This window comes from Acinetobacter populi, from assembly GCF_002174125.1.
GTDB lineage: Bacteria > Pseudomonadota > Gammaproteobacteria > Pseudomonadales > Moraxellaceae > Acinetobacter > Acinetobacter populi.
Map to the genome: position 1 here is coordinate 279135 of NZ_NEXX01000006.1, position 20235 is coordinate 299369.

Consider the following 20235-nt stretch of genomic DNA (forward strand, 5'->3'; position numbering starts at 1 on the left):
CATGTCTAACACTTTTTTTGATGTCATTATCGTTGGTGCGGGTGCAGCCGGATTGATGTGTGCCGCACAGGCAGGCAAACGGGGACGCAAAGTTTTAGTGCTGGAAAAAGCCAATAAAATCGGTAAAAAAATTCTGATGTCGGGTGGTGGAAAATGTAATTTTACCAATCTCTCGGTCGAACCGGAAAATTATATTTGTCACAATCCGCATTTTGTTATTTCTGCCTTATCCCGTTATACAAACTGGGATTTTATCGGCATGGTTTGCGATTATAACATTGCTTATGAAGAACGTGATTTGGGCAAACTATTTACCCTTGATGGTGCAAAACATATTTTGGAGATGCTACTGGATCAATGTCAGCAAACGCAAAATGTTGATATTCATGCACACACCGAAGTACAACAGGTTGAAAAATTAGACGCTTATTTTCAGATCAGCAGTAATCGCGGTCAATTTCAATGTGAATCACTGGTGATTGCCAGTGGTGGTTTATCCATTCCAAGTTTGGGCGGTTCTGGTATCGGCTATCAAATTGCAAAACAGTTTGGACATCATGTCTATGCAACGCGGGCAGGTCTGGTGCCATTTACCTTTAGTGATCAATTTAAAGAAACCACGGCAAAACTCAGTGGTAATGCGATTGATGTAACCTTGAGTAATGATCAAACCAGTTTTAATGAAGCCATGCTCTTTACCCATCGTGGTCTAAGCGGCCCCAGCAGTTTACAACTGTCCAATTATTGGGATGTTGGACAAGCCTTTCAGATTAACTTTCTCCCCCAACTGGATGTCATAGATTTTTTACTGCAAAAAAAACAGCAACAACCAAAAGTTTTATTGCGAACTTTATTGAATGAGTTCTTACCCAAAAGTGTGGTGCTGGAATTACAGCACTGGATTTGGCAAAAATATAGTGAAACACACATTGGTCAACTGAGTGATGCGATTTTGCAGGACATTGCCGGACAACTACAGGACTTTACTGTCAAGCCATCTGGCACAGAAGGTTACCGTACTGCCGAAGTTACTTTAGGTGGTGTAAATACCGATGAAGTATCCTCAAAAACCATGCAAAGTAAAAAACAACACGGCTTATATTTTATTGGCGAAGTACTAGATGTCACAGGACATTTGGGTGGCTATAACTTTCAGTGGGCATGGTCATCAGGATTTGTTGCAGGTGAAGTCGTCTAGCCTTTCATCAGCTTTTTGCATTTTCAATGAAGCTTTCTTCCTGCTCCTGTTCTGTATCACGGTAGAACACAAATTTTATGGCAGAACCGATAAAAAAGATCATTGTCCCGACAATCAATGCTGGGATAAATTTCACATTTGGACGATATTTCATGCCAACTCTCACAATTTAATGAATAGTTAATTATTTTAAATATTTGATCAAATTTTATTCTTATAAATTGTCTGACAAGTTACATAACAATATATTTAAGCCACGATCACCTTGAAGAAACAATAAAAGCCACCGAAGTGGCTTTTATCTCAACACTTAAATCTATTGATTTTAAGCGTAGGGATTAGAGTTTGTGTTGGTCATCTTCTGGATGAAGATTAATGTCTGCAACACCTGTTGGTAAATTTACCGCTGCGTTTGAGTCAGTCGGAGGTGTAACCGGATTAGGTTGATTCGCCTCTTTCTCAGCTTTATCGATCAATTTAGTTAACAAGCGTTCTGCTGGCTGACGACCACCAAGACCGAAGGCCAGTGCAAATGCAACTGCTACACCACCAAGTGTTAAACCGAATGCGAGATTGACAATAGAATCTGCGATACCCATAGCACGTAAGCCCATGGCAATGACCAGACCCATAATCAAAATACGAACCAAATTACCCAACCAGCGTGAGCTGTTATATTCACCACGTTGAACCACATTGGCAACGGTATTGGCTAACCAGAAACCGATCACCAGAATCACTGCACCCAACAGAATATTTGCACCAAACTGGATAAACATACTGATCAAAGCACTAACCTGACCAAAGTCCAGTCGGTTTGCAGCTTCTGCTGTGGCAAACAGCATGGTGAAGAACACAATTAAAAATCCGATAAAGCTAGAAATTTTTTGTTCGCCCAAAAAGCGTTGTACATCCAGTTTCGCCGGAATATTGTCAATGCCTGTACCTGCAAGCAATTCTGCCACCAATTGCCCAACAAAGCGCGCAACCACATAGGCAATAATCAGAATAATTGCAGCGCCTAAAATATTAGGAATAGCGGCAAGAATTTGATTCAACATTGAAGTTGCAGGTTGGGAAATCGATTCCACACCCAGTGCATCAAATGCAATAATCAATGCAGTAATAATCACCACAGTAAATACAAATGAGCCGAGTAATTTTGGTAAATTGGTTTGTTTAAATACACCAATTTTTTCTGCCTGTGTCTGTAATCCCAGACTATTGGACAAGCCTTCCACAATACCACGTACAATTTTGGCAAGAATATATCCTGCAAAAACGATAATACCTGCAATAAACAGATTCGGAATAAATGAAACCGCTTCTGTCACCATCACCTGTACCGGTGCAAGCAAACCATTTAAGCCAAGGATCGACAGCACAATCGGTAAAAATATTAATAAAATTAACCAATAGCTAATTTCAGCAATATTTTTACTTAAAGGTGCAACACCCACTTCCTGACTGAGCTTTTCATCAATCTGTGTACGTGCCAATGCTTTACTTAAACCCGCACGAACCAGTGTCGCAACTAGCCAACCCACCAGACTCACAATTGCCGCAGCAATTAAAGTCGGAATGAATGCCAGTACTTCACCGACCATATTGGCAAATGGTGCACTCACCGAATGCAGATTCAGTACATTTAAGCCAGCCACAATGGCAATGATTAAAATAAACCAAAAGATAATTCTGGCAAAAATTTGCTCAATATCTGTACCTGTTTGCGTTGACTGATTAAGTTTCTGATTGAGATGAACTTTTGCAAGCAGCTTTTTAATCCCTCCAGAAATTAATAAAGCGACAATCCAACCCACGATAAAGATCGCAATTGCACCAAGTATTGGATGGAATTGATCCCAAAAGTAATAGAAATCAAGTCTCTGCCCTGACCCTGGGTGATTAAAGCCAAATTGATCGTTCATATACAGTATTCCCCTTATAATTTATTTTTGACGATAGAGACAGCCCGTTGCTTGTTCTCTATTGGTACTTACTCTTTACTTGACTTTGATATCAAATAAAAGATTATTAAACATATATCGTTCTTGGCTATTGCTCCTGTTGCTGATTATTTTGCTGTGCCGGTAACTCCGTTGGATTTGGTTTGATATTAATCAACATAATGATCAAACAAATAATGAAAAACAGAGCAACTGCAATCCCGATATACTTCACTCGTTTGGTCTTTTCTTTTGGACTCAGTTCTTCGGGATCATTACTTGGTTGTTGTGAAGTCATTGCATATTACTCCTTGTAATTCGTATATTTTTTATGCTAACAAAGCAAGCTAAGTGTATGTGTTTTAAAATGTATCGTTTTGGCTAACTTTGTATGCTTATTTTTTAGCTTGAAGTTTAGCAATTGGCATATATAATAATTCACCTTTTTTTATTGGTGTTGCCGTATATGGCTTATCGCCTGATCCCTGTTAGTCTATCTCTCGCTACCGATGTTAGTCATCAATGCTGGTTACATAAGACACGTGACCAACATTTGGTGGGAATTATTAAATTTTGCAAACCTGATTCCGAATTGACCTGGGGTGATATCGAATACTGCCGTCGTCGTATCGAAGAATTCTCATTAATGCCATTTCCAGAATGTATCAATGCCATGATTATAGATATTCATGATTTTAATGCATTTATTGATAATGACCTGGTGCTTACTCCGTGGCGCTTACAGGAGGAAGATTGTCTGATACGCCTTGTCGTGGCACCCGATCAAATGGAATCTTACGCCAGCATTTTTGATCCAACCTGGTTATGTAGCGATGTCGATCATGCCATCAAGGAAATTCGTGAATTTATGGATATGTTTGTTCATTAATTTTTATCGAATATATTTGAAATTAAATTTTTAGATTGAAAACCAAAATAAAAGCAAAAGAATTATAGTACTACCATACAGCCCTGCTGCCCATTGTGCTGGCACCACATTGAAATCGGCATGCTTGCTATACGTCCAACACAAATATAATGAAACGATAAAAAAACCGGCGCTATATACGCCAGCAGCCATTAAAATAAAAATGAAGACTACAGCTCTGGAAAGTGCCGGCCATCCACTCTGATAGGGAAAAATAAGATTAAGTAAAATCGCTATGATTGCCAATCCCAAGCCTACAAAAAATGCTTTGAGAGGAATCAATCCAATTTTCTGTGCTGCTATATCATTCATTTACACCTCACAACACGATAACGTCCTTCGAGATATAAGGTTTAGATTTAAGTTTGTGTAAATAAACATCAGTTCTGGATAAAAGCACTTGTTTTATATAGATAAAATTAATTTCAATGAAAGAATCACGACGGAGTCTTACATTATAGGTTCATATATCTGGTTTAACCTTCGGTTCGACCTACTTTTCTTTCGGGAAAAGTAGGCAAAACCATTTGTCCGCTGCAAACTCGGTCAAATACCGCTAAAAAAACAAATTAATTGAAAAACATTATTTTGCAGACAACTTACTAACCTCAGACAAGCAGCGGACACTGCTACGAAATCAATTTTTTCTACTCATCTTATCCCGAATTCACGTTAAATAAGGTGATAATGCACAAGCATAAATCCTCTGCTAACAACTTAATTTTTCCTAAAAATACCTTTAATATTTTTCTGTTGGCAATCTATCGATTACCAATAGTTTTCTACCGCGATATTACCTACACCACGACGATTCATAATCAATCCTCTGCATTTCAATGCTTCTTTGGTATCTTCCACCATTTGCGGATTACCACACAGCATGACATGGCTGCTTTCGACATTAAATTTTAAATCGGCTTCCTGTTCCAAATCACCCGATTCGATCAATTTCGGTAATCGATGATTGAGTTTAGCAAAAGGATCGCGAGTAATAATCGGTAAAAAACAAAATTCTGCACCATTCTCACCAAAGATATTTTGAATTTCATTTATTCGATCGACATACGCCAGCTCTTGCTGAGTACGTACACTATATGCCAAAACAATATGACGATATTTTTGCCATGTTTCGAAATCCTGTAACATGGAAATAAAAGGAGCCAAACCAGTTCCTGTCGCCAGCAACCATAAATCGTGTGGTGCAGGTTCTTGATAACGTGCCAAGGTTAAAAATCCATAAGGAATTTTTTCCAGATAAATTTGATCGCCCGGTTTTAAATATTGTAATTGTGAGGTGAATGCACCTTCAGGCACGACAATAGAAAAAAATTCCAGCGTTTCATCAAAAGGTGACGACACAATGGAATACGCCCGCACAATCAGTTCACCCTCGACCTGAATCCCGATTCGTGCAAATTGTCCCGCAGTAAATCGAAAAGCAGATGGGCGTGTCATGGTAAAGCTAAATAGATTCGCTGCCCATCTTTTGACAGAAAGTACGGTTTCTAAAGTATATTTTTCCTCAGACATGGTAACTTCATGGCATACTATAAAGCACTCATGTTAGCATGACTCAAAGATTCACTCACTATTTTAATTTAAGAGCCTGATTATGCGTATGACGCTTCGCCAATTGGCTGTATTTGTTGCGGTCGCACAAGAAGGAACGGTAACACGTGCCAGTGATGCCGTTCGACTGACCCAAAGTGCAGCGAGTATGGCATTATCGGATCTGGAAGATGGTCTTGGTTCACCCCTGTTTGATCGTCAAGGTAAACGCCTGCAACTCAATGATCTTGGACGCTATTTATTACCACAGGCATTGGAAATTCTAGGACGCTGTGAAGCTTTTGAACAAGCCGCAAAAGGTGAATTACAGGGCATTGATTTACGTCTTGGCGCCACCCTAACCATCAGTGATTATTTAATTCCAGATCTAATGGCAAACTTTTTATTGCAGCAGCCGCAGGCACATTTACAGCTTCAGGTCGGCAATACCCGGCAAATTATAGAAGCGGTCAGTCAGTTCCAACTTGATTTGGCCTTGATTGAAGGTTCCTGTCATTTACCGCAACTTCAGTGTATTCACTGGCAAGATGATGAACTGGCGGTATGCTGTGCGCCCTCACATCCTTTGGCACAATTAAAACGTAAACTCAGCATTGATGATTTTAAAAACGTAGAATGGATTTTGCGGGAAGAAGGTTCGGGAACTCGGGAAGTGTTTGATCATGCCATTTTGCAGGATCTGCCTGATGCCGACATCCGTCTTACACTAGGCCATAATGAGGCGATTTTAAAAATTGTAGCAGGCGGTATCGGCATTGCATGTATTTCCAAACTGGCCATTGCCCCACTTGCTGAAAAAAATCAGGTTGTTATTTTGGATACCCCATTCTGGCAATTAACCCGCCCTTTATTTATGCTGGTACACCGTCAAAAATATCAAGGCCCTGGACTTAAGGCATTTATGCAATTTTGTGAAGATCAAGTAAAAAAAGAAGCTTAATTGCTTCTTCTTTACTTAACATATCACCATCGACTATCATTTTCACAAGCATCGCCATCTCCGTCACCATCCATTTTTGTTCCGGGACAATTTCTTACAAACCAATTAGCCTCAGCTTTAGAATTCATTTGTGAACAATGTATTCGACCATCACAAGTAAAACTATTAGAGCTACTATCTACTTGCTGATTTGCAATTCTAAGTGTTTCATTGCTAATTGGTTGATGAGCTAGGTTAGATCTTTGAACGTAATTTTGTATTTGAATATAAATAAAAAAAGCTGCTCCTCCAATTAAAATTATCCTGCTCATAAAGGAAAAAACACTCATTGATTCTGATTTTTTCTTATAAATAGGTTTTAAATTATTTTTATGAGATTTGGCAGAATGATTTAAATTTCTTTCTAATGGAAAATCTAACCGAACAATATTTACAGCTTTAATTTTTTCACCATCTTTTCCTACACTAAATGTTAATTCTTCTCCTATTTGAGGTAAAGAACCTTTAGGAAAATCTTTAATATGAAAAAAGATCGCTTTGCCATCCGTATCTGACTCAATAAAACCAAAACCACGATCTTGATTGTATTTTTTAATTTTTCCAGTTTTTATCATATTATTCTATTCCTTTCATTAAGCCTTCCTGATGATAAAAGGCTTAATGTTAGTTCATTATTTTTTATTTCTGCACACTACCAAAGATTTTATCGCCGGCATCACCAAGACCTGGAATGATATAACCATTTTCATTGAGGCCATCATCGATAGATGCGGTATAAATTCGCACATCTGGATGAGCATTTTCTACACGTTGAATACCTTCGGGTGCAGCAACCAAAACCATGACCCGAATATCTTTACAGCCACCAGCTTTTAATACATCGATCGCTGCCACTAGCGAGCTTCCTGTTGCCAGCATAGGATCAATAATCATGGCAATACGATTGCAGACATCCGGAACCAGTTTTTTATAATAAGTGCGCGCTTCTAGCGTTTCTTCGTCACGTTCAAGCCCTAGTACACTCACCTTGGCACTTGGAATCAGGTTAAGCACACCATCTAACATACCAATGCCGGCACGTAAGATTGGGACAACTGTAATTTTTTTACCGGCAATACGCTCTGAATGCACTTTTCCAGCCCAGCCATCAATCACATGATCTTCCAGTTGTAAATCTTTGGTGGCTTCATAGGTCAGTAACATCGTGACTTCTTGTGCCAACTCTCTAAAATTCTTGGTACTAATATCAGAGCGACGTAATAAACCAAGTTTATGACGAATCAATGGATGGCGAATTTCTTGTATCGGCACAGGACGTTACCTTAAATTTAAATCAAAACGCTATTATAGGGATTTTTTAATCTGATCACCAAGGTTTTAGCCTGAAATATCCAGAGATTGTTTTTAATGAATTAATTTTAATCGACACCTGATTCATCTATGAATGATCAATCGGTTCAGATTGCTTTAATAAAAAATGCCTGATCAAATATTTCATTCAATCAGGCGTCGGATATGACATAAAAAGTTGGCTTTATCGATTAATCCGGCAAGGCATAGGCAATCACATAATCACCATGATCTGGAGATTGACGCGCACCGCCAGCCGAGATCACCACATATTGTTTACCGGTTTTTGCCGAACGATAAGAGATTGGTGTACCCTGACTGCCTACAGGTAAACGGGATTTCCACAACTCACGACCATTTGATGAATCAAACGCACGTAGGTAATAATCCTGTGTCGCTGCAAAGAACACTAGTCCACCTTGTGTCGCCATTGGACCACCAATGGTTGGCATGCCAATGGGTACTTTTAATCCCATTTTAATGCCTAAAGGTCCGGTATCCTGTACGGTACCCAATGGAACTTGCCATGCAATCTGACGAGTTTTCATATCAATTGCGGTCATAGTGCCATAGGGTGGTTTTTGGCACGGAATATTCAGTTTCGACCAGAACCGATCCTTGACAACTTTATAAGGTGTACCTTTCATCGGTACTGCCCCCATACCAGTATTGACGCTCTCACCACCATTGGCTTCCAGTGCCAAATCTTCCGGACTTTGTGCAATCAATTGAATCCATAGCCCCAAACGCATGTCATTGACAAACATATACTGATGGGTTGGATCAAATGCAATACTACCCCAGTTCATGCCGCCCAAAGAGCCTGGAAAGCTTAATGAAACATCCTTACCGGGCGCAGTATATAAACCTTCATAACGCATGGATTTAAAGCTAATCCGGCACATCAATTGATCAAACGGTGTGGCACCCCACATGTCTGATTCTGTTAAGGTCTGATTGCCAATTTGTGGCATTTCAACCGAACGCGGCTGTGTTGCACTATATTGCTCATCAGGAATATCTGCTGGTTTTACTGCCTGTTCAACTACTTTGGTCAGCGGCTTGCCTGTGACACGATCCAGTACAAAGAATTGGCCTGATTTAGTTCCAATCACAACCGCAGGTTTGTTGCTGCCATCCTGCATTGGAAAATCAACCAGACTAGGTTGCATCGGCAAGTCAAAATCCCATAGATCATTATGAACGGTTTGATAAACCCATTTTTCTTTCCCAGTCGTGGCATCGAGTGCAAGTACAGAAGTATTATATTTATGATCCAGAGGTTGACGATTGCCACCCCATATGTCAACCGAAGAACTTCCCATCGGCAGAAATACGGTATTCATTTGTGGATCATAAGACATGGCTGCCCATGAATTTGCAGAACTACGTTTGTACGTTTCACCCGGTTTTAAGATATAGTTTGGATCAGGATTACGTGGATCAAATGCCCAGCGTAACTCCCCGGTAATCACATCATAGGCTCGGATAACGCCACCCGGCATGTCTGCTGCCACATTATCGGCAATACGACTTCCCACAACAAGCACCGTGCCGGCAACTGTCGGTGCAGAAGTGACTTCAAAACGAGGGGCTTTGGTACCATCACCCAGACCCTGTAATAGATCAACCGTACCGTTTACACCAAAATCCGTACAACGCTCGCCAGTATCTGCATTGACAGCAATTAAACGACCATCAGGCGTATTGGTATAGACACGACGCAAGCAGCTTGTATTGCTGGCAACTGCTTTTACTGGTGTTGCACCGGCGAGTGTCGGTTGTATCAATGGCTGAGTTGAATCAAAATAAGCCACACCACGACAACGTTCCCAAGCATCAGCTTTGGAGTTGACTTCAGCTTTCCATAACTGTTTACCCGTATCTACATCCAGCGCAAAAATATTGTTATGCGGAGTACATAGGAACAGTTTATTGCCTACTTGTAACGGTGTCTGTTGATCCTCTGCCCCATTACCACTACCCGTGGTAAAATCACCAGTACGAAAACGCCAGACTTCTTTAAGGTTTTTAACATTATTGCGGTTAATCTGATCCAGTGCAGAAAAACGACTACCGCCCGCATCATTACCATAATGTGACCAATTAACCTGCTGTTTTTCGGCATCTACAGGGATTAAAGGCAATGCCTGACCTGATGCGCTAACCGTCGGATGCGGCTGAAACATCTGATAAAAACCGATCAACATGCCCAGTATGGTCAATCCGGCAATTGTATATGCAGGTGCAGATAGAGTGGATTGAAATTGATAACGGCGAATTGCAGGTAAAGTCAGCATCAATGCTGCAAAAATACCAGCCGGAAACATTAAACGCGAGAATAATGGCCAGAATTCCCATCCAGCATCCAGCAATGACCAGATGATGGTTGCCACAAATACCAGCGTAAACAACCAGACACCAAGTGCCTTCTTCTTAAAAACAAAGACTGCGGATGCCAAAGTAAATAAACCGGCAAGCAGGAAATACCAAGAGCCACCGAGACTCACCAGTTTCCCACCACCGATCACATAAAATGCACCTGTCAATAACAGGGCCAATCCCAGAATAAAACACCATATTTTAAATAGGATATGGGACTTTGTATGAGTGTCAGACATAGATCTTACTCCAAGCAACATGTGTATATTTTTTCTGGAAAATTGCCAGTTTTTTCCGAGAATACATCCATGTTAAAAAGTTCAGCTAAAACCGAATAACGGCTTTAGCTGGTTAATTTCTGCATAATTCCGAACACTTATATCATTTTCGTCCAATATTAAAATCCAGCGACAAAGTTGAATAAGGACTAGAAATTTATACGCATGGTTAAACCTGCGACCCAGGCATCCTTGACGGCCTTAACGCCAGCAGGTTGATAAACATATTGTAAATTCGGACGTAACAGCACTGCCGGTGACCATTGATAGCTATAGTTCAACTCGACATTTAACTCGTCATCTTGGACCGGGACATAATCCGCTGCAAATGCATCATAATCCACATAACCACGACTGTTATTGGTGGCAATCTGGCGATCCGTGACACGATCATTGACGACATAATTTGCCAGACCAAAGCCAACCGAATCATTTGGACGACTATCAAATGGTCCTTTGTACCAAAACGAAAGCTGTTGTGTACTCGATACAGCAGTGGTGTCTTTATCATTGATCACCGCATTAAAACTGACATATAAACCACGTTTTGCATCTGCACCTTGCTGTGTCAGTTGTTGCTGTGCATTGAACCAAACGCTATGTTTACCATCATGAGTTTTACCTGCAACCCCAACATCACTGGCATCGGCAGTTGAATATAATGCGCCGATTTTATATTCACCCGGTAATGCATTGAATAATGCAAGTTTGGGTTTCCAGATCAACTCTACAGGAATCGTTGCGCCTTCAACATTGTTCATATCCAGATTAAAACCGTCACTATTCGATGCAGTTTTAATATTGTCGGGATTCACTTCATACACGCCCACACCCAAAGTCCACTCTGGTGCAAACTGATACTTAAGGTTGACTCCCCAAACACTTACCGGCCAGTTATACCAAATCGAACTGATCGACTTACCTAATTGCCCACCACATAACAGTAAATTCTGGAATTCACATTGCGATGCGTTAAAATCATCAGACATCCCCATACGTCCGACTTTAAGCTGTAGCTGATTGTCATTAAAACCTTTTTTCACCCAAGCCTGAGTTAAACGCCAGATTTCTCCACGACCATATACTTCCTGTACATTGCCCAGTTGACTAGCACGAGGATCTTTAATATTTTCATTGGTTAGCGATTTACCTTCACGTTTGGTGATCATCACAGCGGCTGTGGTATCTTGCCAATCTGCGATTTTTTCCAAATCAAAATTCGCACCCAGTGTCAGTTGTGAGGTCGTTTCAAAACCGTTGTTATCTTTATAGCCACCATCCAGCCCATCAGCCGACTGATTCATCAGGGCTGCGGTAAATTTATAACCTTGCTGTTCCAGTTGTGTACGCTCACCATTCCAGTCCCCGAAAAGCCATTGCCGATCTTGTGACCAGGGCTGGTTTGCCATTGCTAAAGATGAGAATAATAAAGAGGCAGTTAATACACTGCTGGTTGAGATGCTGTTGTTCATGGCAATTCCTTGTCGATTCCCCAAAATGCACTTAACGCCCAAACCTGAGTCAAAAGATAAGTGCATCAATCCTATGTTATTGTATGCGAACTGCTGAACTCAATTCAGAGGTTGCCCCATTTTTATCGGTAACAGTTGCGGTAATTGAACCGGATTTTACTGTCGGGTTCCATGTCACCTGACCTTGTCCTGTAGCATTGGTTGAAATCAGCACCGTTGCCAAATAAGTTTCCGCTTCATTAGATGCAGCATTACTATTGGCAAAAAATTCAACCTGATAACGCTGGTTAGGTTGTCCGACTACATCAACACGAATCTGATCTTTGCTGCGTGTTAATTTAGGTGGTTGAATGCCCTGATTGGGTGTTGCATTGCAGTCCTGCTGATTCGGCTGTGTACAGGTTTTTTGCAGATTTTTGGCATCAATCACCACACCACCACCACGAGAACCAACAAATCCTTCATGCTCTAATGCAGGCACATTAAATACAATTGCACCCAGACGTTGATTGGCAACACATGATCCACCCGCTTCACAACGCTTGATATCTTTTGCATTATTCCAGATCTGGTTTTTAGTTAAGGTAATGCTGGCATTGGCATCTTTTTCCGAACGAATCGCAATACCGATACGATTGCCATGTATTTTGTTGCTATCAAAAATATTGCCATCGCCTGTGATATTAAATCCCAGGGAATTATTGGTCAGCTCGTTATAGGCGATATAATTACGTTTACCCCAGTTGATTTGCAGACCATCGGAATAATTTTCAAATTTATTGCCAACCACAGCATTATCATTGCCCCAAAGGATTTCAATACCTTGAGAAGGTTCAGGATTGGCAGGTGTGGAAATAAAATGATTATTGGCCACCAGATTGAACGCTGCACCACGGGTTAATTCAAGTCCGTCACCATTATCAATAAACAAATTATCCAGTATTTTGTTGTTATTGGTGGTGGTTGCAGTCGGATTACCCTGACCATCATCACCTGTCAACATCACACCCGAACCGCCATAGTTATTGCTGATGCGGTTATGCTGAATTAAGTTATTGCTAGAACGGTTGATCAACACACCAATACAGAAATGATGAATATCCAGTCCTTTAATGGTCACACCATTAATGTCCTGTAAGACCAGACCGGGTAAAGTCATGGTACGAACATTGGTACCATATTGTTCAGGATTTGCACCCGGACAAGCTTTAGCACCCTCACCCTTGATATAATTTGAACCATCTATGGCAATATATTCACCGGTTTTTTGCCATTGGGTACCGATGATTTTGACCGATGATTTAATTGCAGGCAAAGGAGAGTTCACCTTAATCACATAAGGTGCCTGTCCCACAGCCTGAATCAGAATTTCATTGTCCTGTCCCGCATTTGCATTGGACTGTTCGATGGCCCAGCGCAAGGAACCTTTTTCAGAATCGTCCTGATAACGATCAACAATATATGTTTGTGCACTGGCAACATTGGTGAGCATTAGACCTAACGCCAATGCACTAAAACCCGAAGATATCAATTTCATGATTTAAATTCCTTTTTAAATTATGGTGTAGGCTGAACAGTGTTTAAGAACTGCTTCAGTTGTGTCACATCAATTTGGCCCGGTGCAGAGGCTTCACCGATCATACCGAAACTCAGATTGCCGCCCATATTGGCTGTAGCAATACGGGAAATGGTACCCAAACGTCCCATCGACATGGTTAGTAAAGGTTTTTTACTTTGCTGGCTCACCTTTAACGTGGCATTCATCAAGCTAAACACATCTTGTTTGGACTGTGGCATGACCGCAATTTTTAGAATATCTGCCCCCAATTGATCCTGTTTCAATAGTCGATTGACAATTTCCTGCTCATCAGGGGTTTGATTAAAATCATGATTCGACATGATCACCAGCACATTTTTATCATGCGTCAACTTAGTGAGTCGCTCGACACTGCCCTGATCACGAAACATTTCAATGTCCAAAAGCTGCATAAACGGTTGTTTCAGATATTCACGATAAATTTTCTCGTATTCCTGATCTGTTACTGTTAATTTGCCACCTTCATTGTGGGTACGAATCGTGGCAATCAAGGGCTTATCTTTTAGAATCTGATTCAGCTGTTTGCCTAATGCGATGACTTTTTTACTATCAGCAGCAAAATCCAGTAAATCAATCCGAAACTCGGCCAAATCGGCATCTGGATTATCCGCAATCACTTGGGCCTGTGCCAATGCTTGTGCGGCGGTACTCGCTGTAATCGGTACAATGGTTTTCACAGGCAACTCGGCAATATTGATGTTTTTCACCACATAGTTCGCAGCTTGCGGACCAACTGTCTCCGCAGCATAACTATAGGGCAATGTCATCATTAAAGTACTACCCAGACAAATCTGTGTGGCTATTTTTTTCAGTATAAACATTACATTTCCTTGTATATTCAGACAGCTGTATCTATCGCTTAAGTCCGTTAGATATCAAAAAATACCGTTTCATCTTCACCCTGAATGCGAATATCAAAGCGATAAACGATTTCTCCATCTTGCTCAATACGCTTTGCAATCAGCGTCTGACGACGCGGTGCCCATTCGATCCCGTTTAAAATAGGATCTTTGGCATTGGCATCCGCTTCATCATCAAAATAAACACGGGTATGTAATCCGATATTGATGCCACGGGCAAAAATCACCAATGCAATATGTGGTGCCTGTCTGGTGCCATTGCGTCCTGGCACTGCTCCAGGTTTAATGGTATTAAAATGCCAAAAGCCAGTTTGAAAGTCTGCACCAGTACGCCCCCAACCCAAAAAGTTTGGATCAACTGATTTGCCTTGCGTATCTGCCTGACTTGGATAAATACCATTGGCATCAGCTTGCCAAATTTCAATTAACACATCACGCAAAGGTAAACCCAGTCCATCAAACACTTGCCCTTCCAGACGGATACGTTCGCCCTGGGTTTGTTCCTGCACCAGCTGATTGTTAAAATTATTGTCAAACACTTCGATATTGGCCTGTTTCGGTAACAACCCAATATGCACATATGGTCCACCGGTTTGTGAGGCGGTTTCTTTTAATTCCTGAAAATTCCAAGCATTCATACAAATCACTCCCTTAAGTCAAATTATTTTCAAAATAAGTTGCCCGACGACCACGCAGGGTAATATCAAAGCGGTAACAACGACTATCTGATTCAATAAAATTACTTTTATCTTCGAGTGCAATCAGGGCACGACGTTGTTCTTCTGATGGAATAGTTTTAAGAATTGGACACGAATCTATTAAGGTATCGCCTTCAAAGTAAAACTGAGAAATCAAACGCTGCGCCCAACCATCGGCAATCAGGGAAAAGTGAATATGTGCAGGTCGCCATTCATTGATGCGGTTACGCCATGGATACGGACCCGGCTTGATGGTACGAAATACATAATAGCCATTAGCATCGGTCAACATACGACCACAACCGCCAAAGTTTGGATCCATTGCACCAATAAACTGATCATTGGGATGACGATAACGACCAGAAGCATTGGCCTGCCATACTTCAAGCAGTGCATTTTTTACTGGACGACCAAATTGATCACGCACATAGCCATGTACGATGACGCGCTCACCAATTGGCAATCCATCTTTGGCATAGTTCAGGATCAAATCGTTATCTTTTGCACCAAATATATCACCACTAAATTGTGGCGCAGTGACTTCTGTCAACGTTTCTGCAATCGAGATCAGGGCATTTTTGGGCGAGCGTAACACACTGGTCTTATAGCCGGGTGTGTATGCTGGCGGATGATCATCTGTATTGCGCTGTGCATAAGCGCCTAAAATAAGTTGCGACATGTTATCGTCTCCCTTTAAATCCTTTATTCATTAATCCTTGTTGATTTTTTCCGGTGCAATACCAAGCTCGGCAAAGACCTCTTCTGCCATATGCATCGCTGCATTCGCAGCTGGTAAACCCGCATACAGCGAACAATGTAAAATCAATTCTTTTAAATCATCTTTGGTCACGCCATTGTTAAAGCAAGCACGCAAATGCATACGCAATTCGTCCTCACGGCCCAAAGCCAACAAGATGGCAATGGTCACCAGACTACGGGTATGGCGTGGCAGTCCCGGACGAGACCATACTTCACCCCAGGCAAAACGACTGATAAAATTCTGAAAATCCTGATTAAAATCATTCAGGTTGTCCAGTGAACGATTGACATGCTTTTCACCTAGGACTTCGGTTCTCACGGCGATACCCTGTTGGTAGCGTTGTTCATCATTCATCACAAAATCCTCCATCAGGTTGCATCGGTATGCGCAACACGAGACTTAATAAAAATAGCAATTGCAGCAGCCGTTGCAGGAATAAACAACATGCTTAGAATCATGGTAAATGACCAATCATTGCCAAGCAGGACTGCACCAATCCACGCACCAAATACTGCACCGAACCGTCCGATTCCGGACATCCATGCCACGCCTGTTGCACGGCACTGGGTTGGATAAAAACGGGCGCTCAGCACAGGCATCGACGATTGTGCGCCATTGACCGCAACCCCAGCACATAAGATAAAAAATGCCAGTAAAGTCGGGTTGGATAGGCTTTGCCCAACGATCAGGGCAAAAATACCCGCCATCAAATAAAAGCCTGCAATGATCCGATTCGGATTAAAACGGTCCATCGCCCAACCAATAAACAAGGCACTCAGCACACCACCAAACTGGAATAAACCGCCGATAAATGCCGCGCGCTCCATGGTTGCGCCTGTTTCACGCATTAATGTTGGTAACCAGCTGGTCAACAGATAAATCACCACCAGTCCCATGAAATAAGTGAACCAAAGTAATAATGTGCCTTTGGCATATTTGTCCGAGAACATGATGGCAAAGACATTTTTCTTGTTACCTTCATTCTTCTCTTCCGGCACATGAAACTCGGTAACACCTTGAACCTGTGCTGGTGCAATCCGTTTTAAAATTTGCCCTACTTTTTCATTATTCTGGCCTTTGACAATCAGGAAACGATAGGATTCAGGCAAGATAAAAATCACCATCAGCATCAAAATCAATGGCGACCAACCACCCAGTAAAAACAGGCTATGCCAGCCAAAGGCAGGAATTAACCAGCTACTGAGAAACCCGCCCATGGCCATACCGAGGTTGTAACCACAGAACATACAGGTCACCAACAAGGAACGAATACGTTGCGGGCAATATTCAGAAAACAACGTGGTGGCATTCGGCATTGCTGCACCCAGCCCGATCCCGGTCAGAAAACGAAAGACCACCAATGTATTTAAATCCTGTGCATATGCCGAAGCCAAAGTAAAACCACCAAAGATCAGCATTGAAATAGACAACACAATCTTGCGGCCAAAACGATCGGCTGTTGGACCCGATACCAGCGCACCAACAATCATGCCACCCAAGGCAGCACTCATTACCGGGCCAAGTTGTGAACGGTCAATCCCCCAGTCTTCAGCCAGTGCAGGTGCAATAAAGCCCATGGCTGCGGTGTCAATTCCATCTACAAACACAATCAGAAAACACACGATGGCAATAAACCATTGGTATTTGCTCAGTGGTGCATCATTGATCAATGCCTGTGCGTCTATACTCGTTTTTTGAGTAGCATTATCCTGAGACGCCATATCTGCCTCCTTAGGCTGAAAGTCCTTTTAAGATATTTAAACTATTGAAATCGACTCAATAAATTGTCCAATTGCCTGATTAAATCCTGCCGGTTGTTCAATATTGGATAAATGAGATGCGTCAAGCGTCAATAGCGTACTATCCTCAATATGCTGTTGCATAAACTCGGCATCAGCAACGGTGGTCACCGGATCATACCGACCGGCAATGATCAAGGTCGGCAGGCGAATCTGCGCCAGTTGTTCACGTAAATCTGCATTTGCCAAAGCACGACAGGCATTGGCATATCCTTGGGCAGAGGTTTGTGCCAGACTTTGAATGGTTTGCAATGCAAGCGCATCATGCTGATAATCAAATTTGTCACTAAACCAGCGGCTATGTGTCGTCGCCACAATATCTGCCAATCCATCACGTTCTACTGCCTCAGCACGATTATTCCAGCCCTCGGCTGTCCAGATTTTTGCTGCGGAGTTGGCGACAGTAATACTCAAAAATCGTTGCGGATAATCAATGGCCAAAGCCAATGCTGTTATTCCGCCCATTGAAATACCACAGAAATGTGCCTGTTCAATATTTAAAGTATCTAAAATATCGATCACATCTTCTGCCAGATTTTGTAAAGATGTAGGCTCTATTAGGCTACTTGCACCATGTCCGCGTGTATCATAAGTCACAACTTTATAGCTTTGCTTCAAGGCTGCAACCTGCGCTTGCCACATGTGGTAATCGGTGCCCAGTGAATTGGAAAACACAATGGCTGGTGCCTGCTCAGGCCCTTCTACAAAGACGGCCAAGTGTTTCCCTTGGCGATTGGTAATCGTGATTTGACTCACTTTGCCTCTCCTTTGGCTTCTTGCAACACTGCATCAATTTGTGCCTGAATATTGCCCAAATAAGACGCAGGTTCAAATATCTGTTCCAGTTGATCAGCACTAAAATAATGATTGATCTCACTTATTTCAATGACCACTGCTTTTAAATGACGTTGTTGTGCAACAGCTTGCTGACAAGCCGTTTCGACCAGATGATGTGCGTTTAAGCGACCTATTTTCGGTGCAAGTGCCATCATCAGCGCTTCTGCCATGATCAAACCATGCGTACATTCAATATTGCGTTGCATGGCATCGGGATGTACCTCAATCCCTTGCAGGACATCAATGGTCCGTTCCAGTGCCCCTGCACAGAGTTTGAACAGCTCTGGGATACTTAACCATTCTGCATGCCATGCACCCAAACTACGTTCATGCTCTTGCACCATGCTTTGATAAACACTAGACATCAATGCAGGGACACGGTTTGCCGCTGCCAAGATCGTAGCAGCTGCAACCGGATTACGTTTATGCGGCATGGTTGAAGAACCACCACGTCCTTTTGCAGTTGGCTCAAAAACTTCGGCAATTTCGGTTTGCATCAGTAATGACCAGTCACGTGCCATTTTGCCCAGATTACCCACAATGATGGCCAGTACACCGGCTGTTTCTACAATACGATCCCGTTCACCATGCCAAGTACAATGTGGTGCAGTTAATTCCAGTATTGCAGCATAGGCTTCGACAACAGCCGAACCCTGATCCAGTAACGATGCCAGAGAACCGGCTGCACCGCCCAGTTGCACAGTCAAAACCCGTGCTTTCATCGCATGCAGACGATCCAGATCACGTTTAAAGACAGATGCCCAGCGTGCCAGTTTATGTCCAAAAGTGATTGGTAAAGCCTGCTGTAACCAAGTGCGACCGATCATCACCTGATGACGATACGTTTCTGCCTGCGCTAATGCAATTTGATACGCCTGTTGCAGCTGCGATTCAACATGATTCAAAGCATCACGACATTGTAAAATACAAGCACTGTCTAAAATATCCTGACTGGTGGCACCCCAATGTACATAACGGGACGCATCTTCATCGGTTTTTTTGACAATCGCAGTCAATTGCTTGACAAAAGGAATGGCAATATTACCTGCCAGTGCAGTGGCAGTTGCCAAGGCTTCCATATCAATCTGATCCAGTGCCTGTTCACTCGCTTGTGCAATGATCGCTGCCGCAGATTGTGGAATCACCCCGACCTGTGCCTGTGCTTTTGCCAGTGCCACCTCGGCTTGAATCATATAAGACAGCAATGCACGGTCACTAAAAATTTCGGTGACGTCTGCTTGATAAAATAGGCTGGCATATAACTGGCTCATCACGACGTTTCCTTAATCAAAATTGATTCGCTAACTTCATCATTCAACAATACGTTCAATGATCAATGCAATACCTTGACCTACACCAATACACATCGAACACAAACCATATTTCCCACCCGTTTGTTCCAGTTGGTTTAAGGCAGTAATAACCAGTCTGGCACCTGAAGCACCTAATGGATGACCCAATGCAATGGCACCACCATTGGGATTGATACGTGTATCATCATCTGCCAATCCTAAATCACGAGTCACTGCCAAAGCCTGTGCTGCAAACGCTTCATTCAGCTCAATCACATCCATCTGATCCAGGGTCAGATTAGCCTGTTTTAATAACTTTTTGATTGCAG

20 protein-coding genes and 1 pseudogene are annotated in these 20235 nt (G+C 42.1%); 3 read left to right on the plus strand and 18 right to left on the minus strand.

Going from position 1 to position 20235, the window contains the following annotated elements; genetic code table 11:
* The first annotated feature begins 1 nt into the window (after position 1).
* A complete protein-coding gene (locus CAP51_RS15425) occupies positions 2-1198 on the plus strand; it encodes a BaiN/RdsA family NAD(P)/FAD-dependent oxidoreductase (protein ID WP_087621636.1) in 1197 nt (398 codons plus the stop codon).
* Positions 1199-1205: 7 nt separating this feature from the next.
* Here the strand turns inward: CAP51_RS15425 and CAP51_RS17360 are convergent, their stop codons facing one another.
* From CAP51_RS17360 to CAP51_RS15435, 3 genes are all read right to left on the minus strand, one after another.
* Positions 1206-1352, minus strand: coding sequence for a hypothetical protein (locus CAP51_RS17360; protein WP_171294810.1), 147 nt, complete (start codon positions 1350-1352; stop codon positions 1206-1208).
* A gap of 184 nt (positions 1353-1536) precedes the next feature.
* Positions 1537-3126 (minus strand): mechanosensitive ion channel, encoded by a 1590-nt coding sequence (locus CAP51_RS15430; RefSeq protein WP_087621637.1) that lies wholly within the window; start codon positions 3124-3126, stop codon positions 1537-1539.
* Between the two features lie 127 nt (positions 3127-3253).
* Positions 3254-3442, minus strand: coding sequence for a hypothetical protein (locus CAP51_RS15435; protein WP_087621638.1), 189 nt, complete (start codon positions 3440-3442; stop codon positions 3254-3256).
* Positions 3443-3610: 168 nt separating this feature from the next.
* Here CAP51_RS15435 and CAP51_RS15440 point away from each other — a divergent pair, with 168 nt between their 5' ends.
* Positions 3611-4033 (plus strand): hypothetical protein, encoded by a 423-nt coding sequence (locus CAP51_RS15440; protein ID WP_087621639.1) that lies wholly within the window; start codon positions 3611-3613, stop codon positions 4031-4033.
* A 30-nt stretch (positions 4034-4063) separates the two neighbouring features.
* On the opposite strand, the gene CAP51_RS15445 is transcribed toward CAP51_RS15440, so the two are convergent.
* The gene (locus tag CAP51_RS15445) at positions 4064-4384 is read right to left on the minus strand and encodes a hypothetical protein (protein ID WP_087621640.1); all 321 of its coding nucleotides are present in this window, start codon (positions 4382-4384) and stop codon (positions 4064-4066) included.
* Between the two features lie 456 nt (positions 4385-4840).
* On the minus strand, positions 4841-5602 hold the full coding sequence (locus CAP51_RS15450; protein ID WP_087621641.1) for a ferredoxin--NADP reductase: 762 nt from the start codon (positions 5600-5602) through the stop codon (positions 4841-4843).
* 82 nt (positions 5603-5684) lie between these two features.
* On the opposite strand from CAP51_RS15450, the gene gigC reads away from it, so the two are divergent.
* Positions 5685-6581: a LysR family transcriptional regulator GigC gene (gene gigC, locus CAP51_RS15455; RefSeq protein WP_087621642.1), complete on the plus strand. Its 897-nt coding sequence runs from the start codon at positions 5685-5687 to the stop codon at positions 6579-6581.
* 23 nt (positions 6582-6604) lie between these two features.
* Here the strand turns inward: gigC and CAP51_RS15460 are convergent, their stop codons facing one another.
* The 13 genes and pseudogenes from CAP51_RS15460 to CAP51_RS15520 form a co-directional block, all read right to left on the minus strand.
* Positions 6605-7195 carry a cold shock domain-containing protein gene (locus tag CAP51_RS15460; protein ID WP_087621643.1) on the minus strand — a complete coding sequence of 197 codons (591 nt, stop codon included), beginning with the start codon at positions 7193-7195 and terminating at the stop codon, positions 6605-6607.
* Positions 7196-7259: 64 nt separating this feature from the next.
* A complete protein-coding gene (upp, locus tag CAP51_RS15465; protein WP_087621644.1) occupies positions 7260-7892 on the minus strand; it encodes a uracil phosphoribosyltransferase in 633 nt (210 codons plus the stop codon).
* 230 nt (positions 7893-8122) lie between these two features.
* A complete protein-coding gene (locus CAP51_RS15470) occupies positions 8123-10552 on the minus strand; it encodes a glucose/quinate/shikimate family membrane-bound PQQ-dependent dehydrogenase (protein WP_087621645.1) in 2430 nt (809 codons plus the stop codon).
* A 188-nt stretch (positions 10553-10740) separates the two neighbouring features.
* Entirely contained in the window at positions 10741-12063 is a 1323-nt protein-coding gene (locus CAP51_RS15475) for a carbohydrate porin (RefSeq protein WP_087621646.1), read from the minus strand.
* A gap of 76 nt (positions 12064-12139) precedes the next feature.
* Positions 12140-13600: a NosD domain-containing protein gene (locus tag CAP51_RS15480; RefSeq protein WP_087621647.1), complete on the minus strand. Its 1461-nt coding sequence runs from the start codon at positions 13598-13600 to the stop codon at positions 12140-12142.
* Positions 13601-13620: 20 nt separating this feature from the next.
* Positions 13621-14481, minus strand: coding sequence for a type I 3-dehydroquinate dehydratase (gene aroD, locus CAP51_RS15485; RefSeq protein WP_087621648.1), 861 nt, complete (start codon positions 14479-14481; stop codon positions 13621-13623).
* 47 nt (positions 14482-14528) lie between these two features.
* Entirely contained in the window at positions 14529-15158 is a 630-nt protein-coding gene (gene pcaG, locus CAP51_RS15490; RefSeq protein ID WP_087621649.1) for a protocatechuate 3,4-dioxygenase subunit alpha, read from the minus strand.
* A gap of 13 nt (positions 15159-15171) precedes the next feature.
* Entirely contained in the window at positions 15172-15897 is a 726-nt protein-coding gene (pcaH, locus tag CAP51_RS15495; protein ID WP_087621650.1) for a protocatechuate 3,4-dioxygenase subunit beta, read from the minus strand.
* 30 nt (positions 15898-15927) lie between these two features.
* Entirely contained in the window at positions 15928-16332 is a 405-nt protein-coding gene (gene pcaC / locus CAP51_RS15500; protein ID WP_087621675.1) for a 4-carboxymuconolactone decarboxylase, read from the minus strand.
* A gap of 14 nt (positions 16333-16346) precedes the next feature.
* A complete protein-coding gene (gene pcaK / locus CAP51_RS15505) occupies positions 16347-17699 on the minus strand; it encodes a 4-hydroxybenzoate transporter PcaK (protein ID WP_087621651.1) in 1353 nt (450 codons plus the stop codon).
* Positions 17700-17735: 36 nt separating this feature from the next.
* Positions 17736-18533: a 3-oxoadipate enol-lactonase gene (gene pcaD, locus CAP51_RS15510; RefSeq protein WP_087621652.1), complete on the minus strand. Its 798-nt coding sequence runs from the start codon at positions 18531-18533 to the stop codon at positions 17736-17738.
* Positions 18530-19885 carry a 3-carboxy-cis,cis-muconate cycloisomerase gene (gene pcaB, locus CAP51_RS15515; protein WP_087621653.1) on the minus strand — a complete coding sequence of 452 codons (1356 nt, stop codon included), beginning with the start codon at positions 19883-19885 and terminating at the stop codon, positions 18530-18532. Before pcaB ends, pcaD begins: the two co-directional genes overlap by 4 nt.
* 39 nt (positions 19886-19924) lie before the next feature.
* Positions 19925-20235 (minus strand): annotated as a pseudogene (locus CAP51_RS15520) (acetyl-CoA C-acyltransferase); the annotation flags it as partial.

Bases quoted from the DNA above. Each gene is read 5' to 3' on its own strand.
- CAP51_RS15425 (WP_087621636.1), top strand. From the start codon at position 2: ATGTCTAACACTTTTTTTGATGTCATTATCGTTGGTGCGGGTGCAGCC.
- CAP51_RS17360 (WP_171294810.1), bottom strand. From the start codon at position 1,352: ATGAAATATCGTCCAAATGTGAAATTTATCCCAGCATTGATTGTCGGG.
- CAP51_RS15430 (WP_087621637.1), bottom strand. From the start codon at position 3,126: ATGAACGATCAATTTGGCTTTAATCACCCAGGGTCAGGGCAGAGACTT.
- CAP51_RS15435 (WP_087621638.1), bottom strand. From the start codon at position 3,442: ATGACTTCACAACAACCAAGTAATGATCCCGAAGAACTGAGTCCAAAA.
- CAP51_RS15440 (WP_087621639.1), top strand. From the start codon at position 3,611: ATGGCTTATCGCCTGATCCCTGTTAGTCTATCTCTCGCTACCGATGTT.
- CAP51_RS15445 (WP_087621640.1), bottom strand. From the start codon at position 4,384: ATGAATGATATAGCAGCACAGAAAATTGGATTGATTCCTCTCAAAGCA.
- CAP51_RS15450 (WP_087621641.1), bottom strand. From the start codon at position 5,602: ATGTCTGAGGAAAAATATACTTTAGAAACCGTACTTTCTGTCAAAAGA.
- gigC (WP_087621642.1), top strand. From the start codon at position 5,685: ATGCGTATGACGCTTCGCCAATTGGCTGTATTTGTTGCGGTCGCACAA.
- CAP51_RS15460 (WP_087621643.1), bottom strand. From the start codon at position 7,195: ATGATAAAAACTGGAAAAATTAAAAAATACAATCAAGATCGTGGTTTT.
- CAP51_RS15470 (WP_087621645.1), bottom strand. From the start codon at position 10,552: ATGTCTGACACTCATACAAAGTCCCATATCCTATTTAAAATATGGTGT.
- CAP51_RS15475 (WP_087621646.1), bottom strand. From the start codon at position 12,063: ATGAACAACAGCATCTCAACCAGCAGTGTATTAACTGCCTCTTTATTA.
- CAP51_RS15480 (WP_087621647.1), bottom strand. From the start codon at position 13,600: ATGAAATTGATATCTTCGGGTTTTAGTGCATTGGCGTTAGGTCTAATG.
- aroD (WP_087621648.1), bottom strand. From the start codon at position 14,481: ATGTTTATACTGAAAAAAATAGCCACACAGATTTGTCTGGGTAGTACT.
- pcaG (WP_087621649.1), bottom strand. From the start codon at position 15,158: ATGAATGCTTGGAATTTTCAGGAATTAAAAGAAACCGCCTCACAAACC.
- pcaH (WP_087621650.1), bottom strand. From the start codon at position 15,897: ATGTCGCAACTTATTTTAGGCGCTTATGCACAGCGCAATACAGATGAT.
- pcaC (WP_087621675.1), bottom strand. From the start codon at position 16,332: ATGAATGATGAACAACGCTACCAACAGGGTATCGCCGTGAGAACCGAA.
- pcaK (WP_087621651.1), bottom strand. From the start codon at position 17,699: ATGGCGTCTCAGGATAATGCTACTCAAAAAACGAGTATAGACGCACAG.
- pcaB (WP_087621653.1), bottom strand. From the start codon at position 19,885: ATGAGCCAGTTATATGCCAGCCTATTTTATCAAGCAGACGTCACCGAA.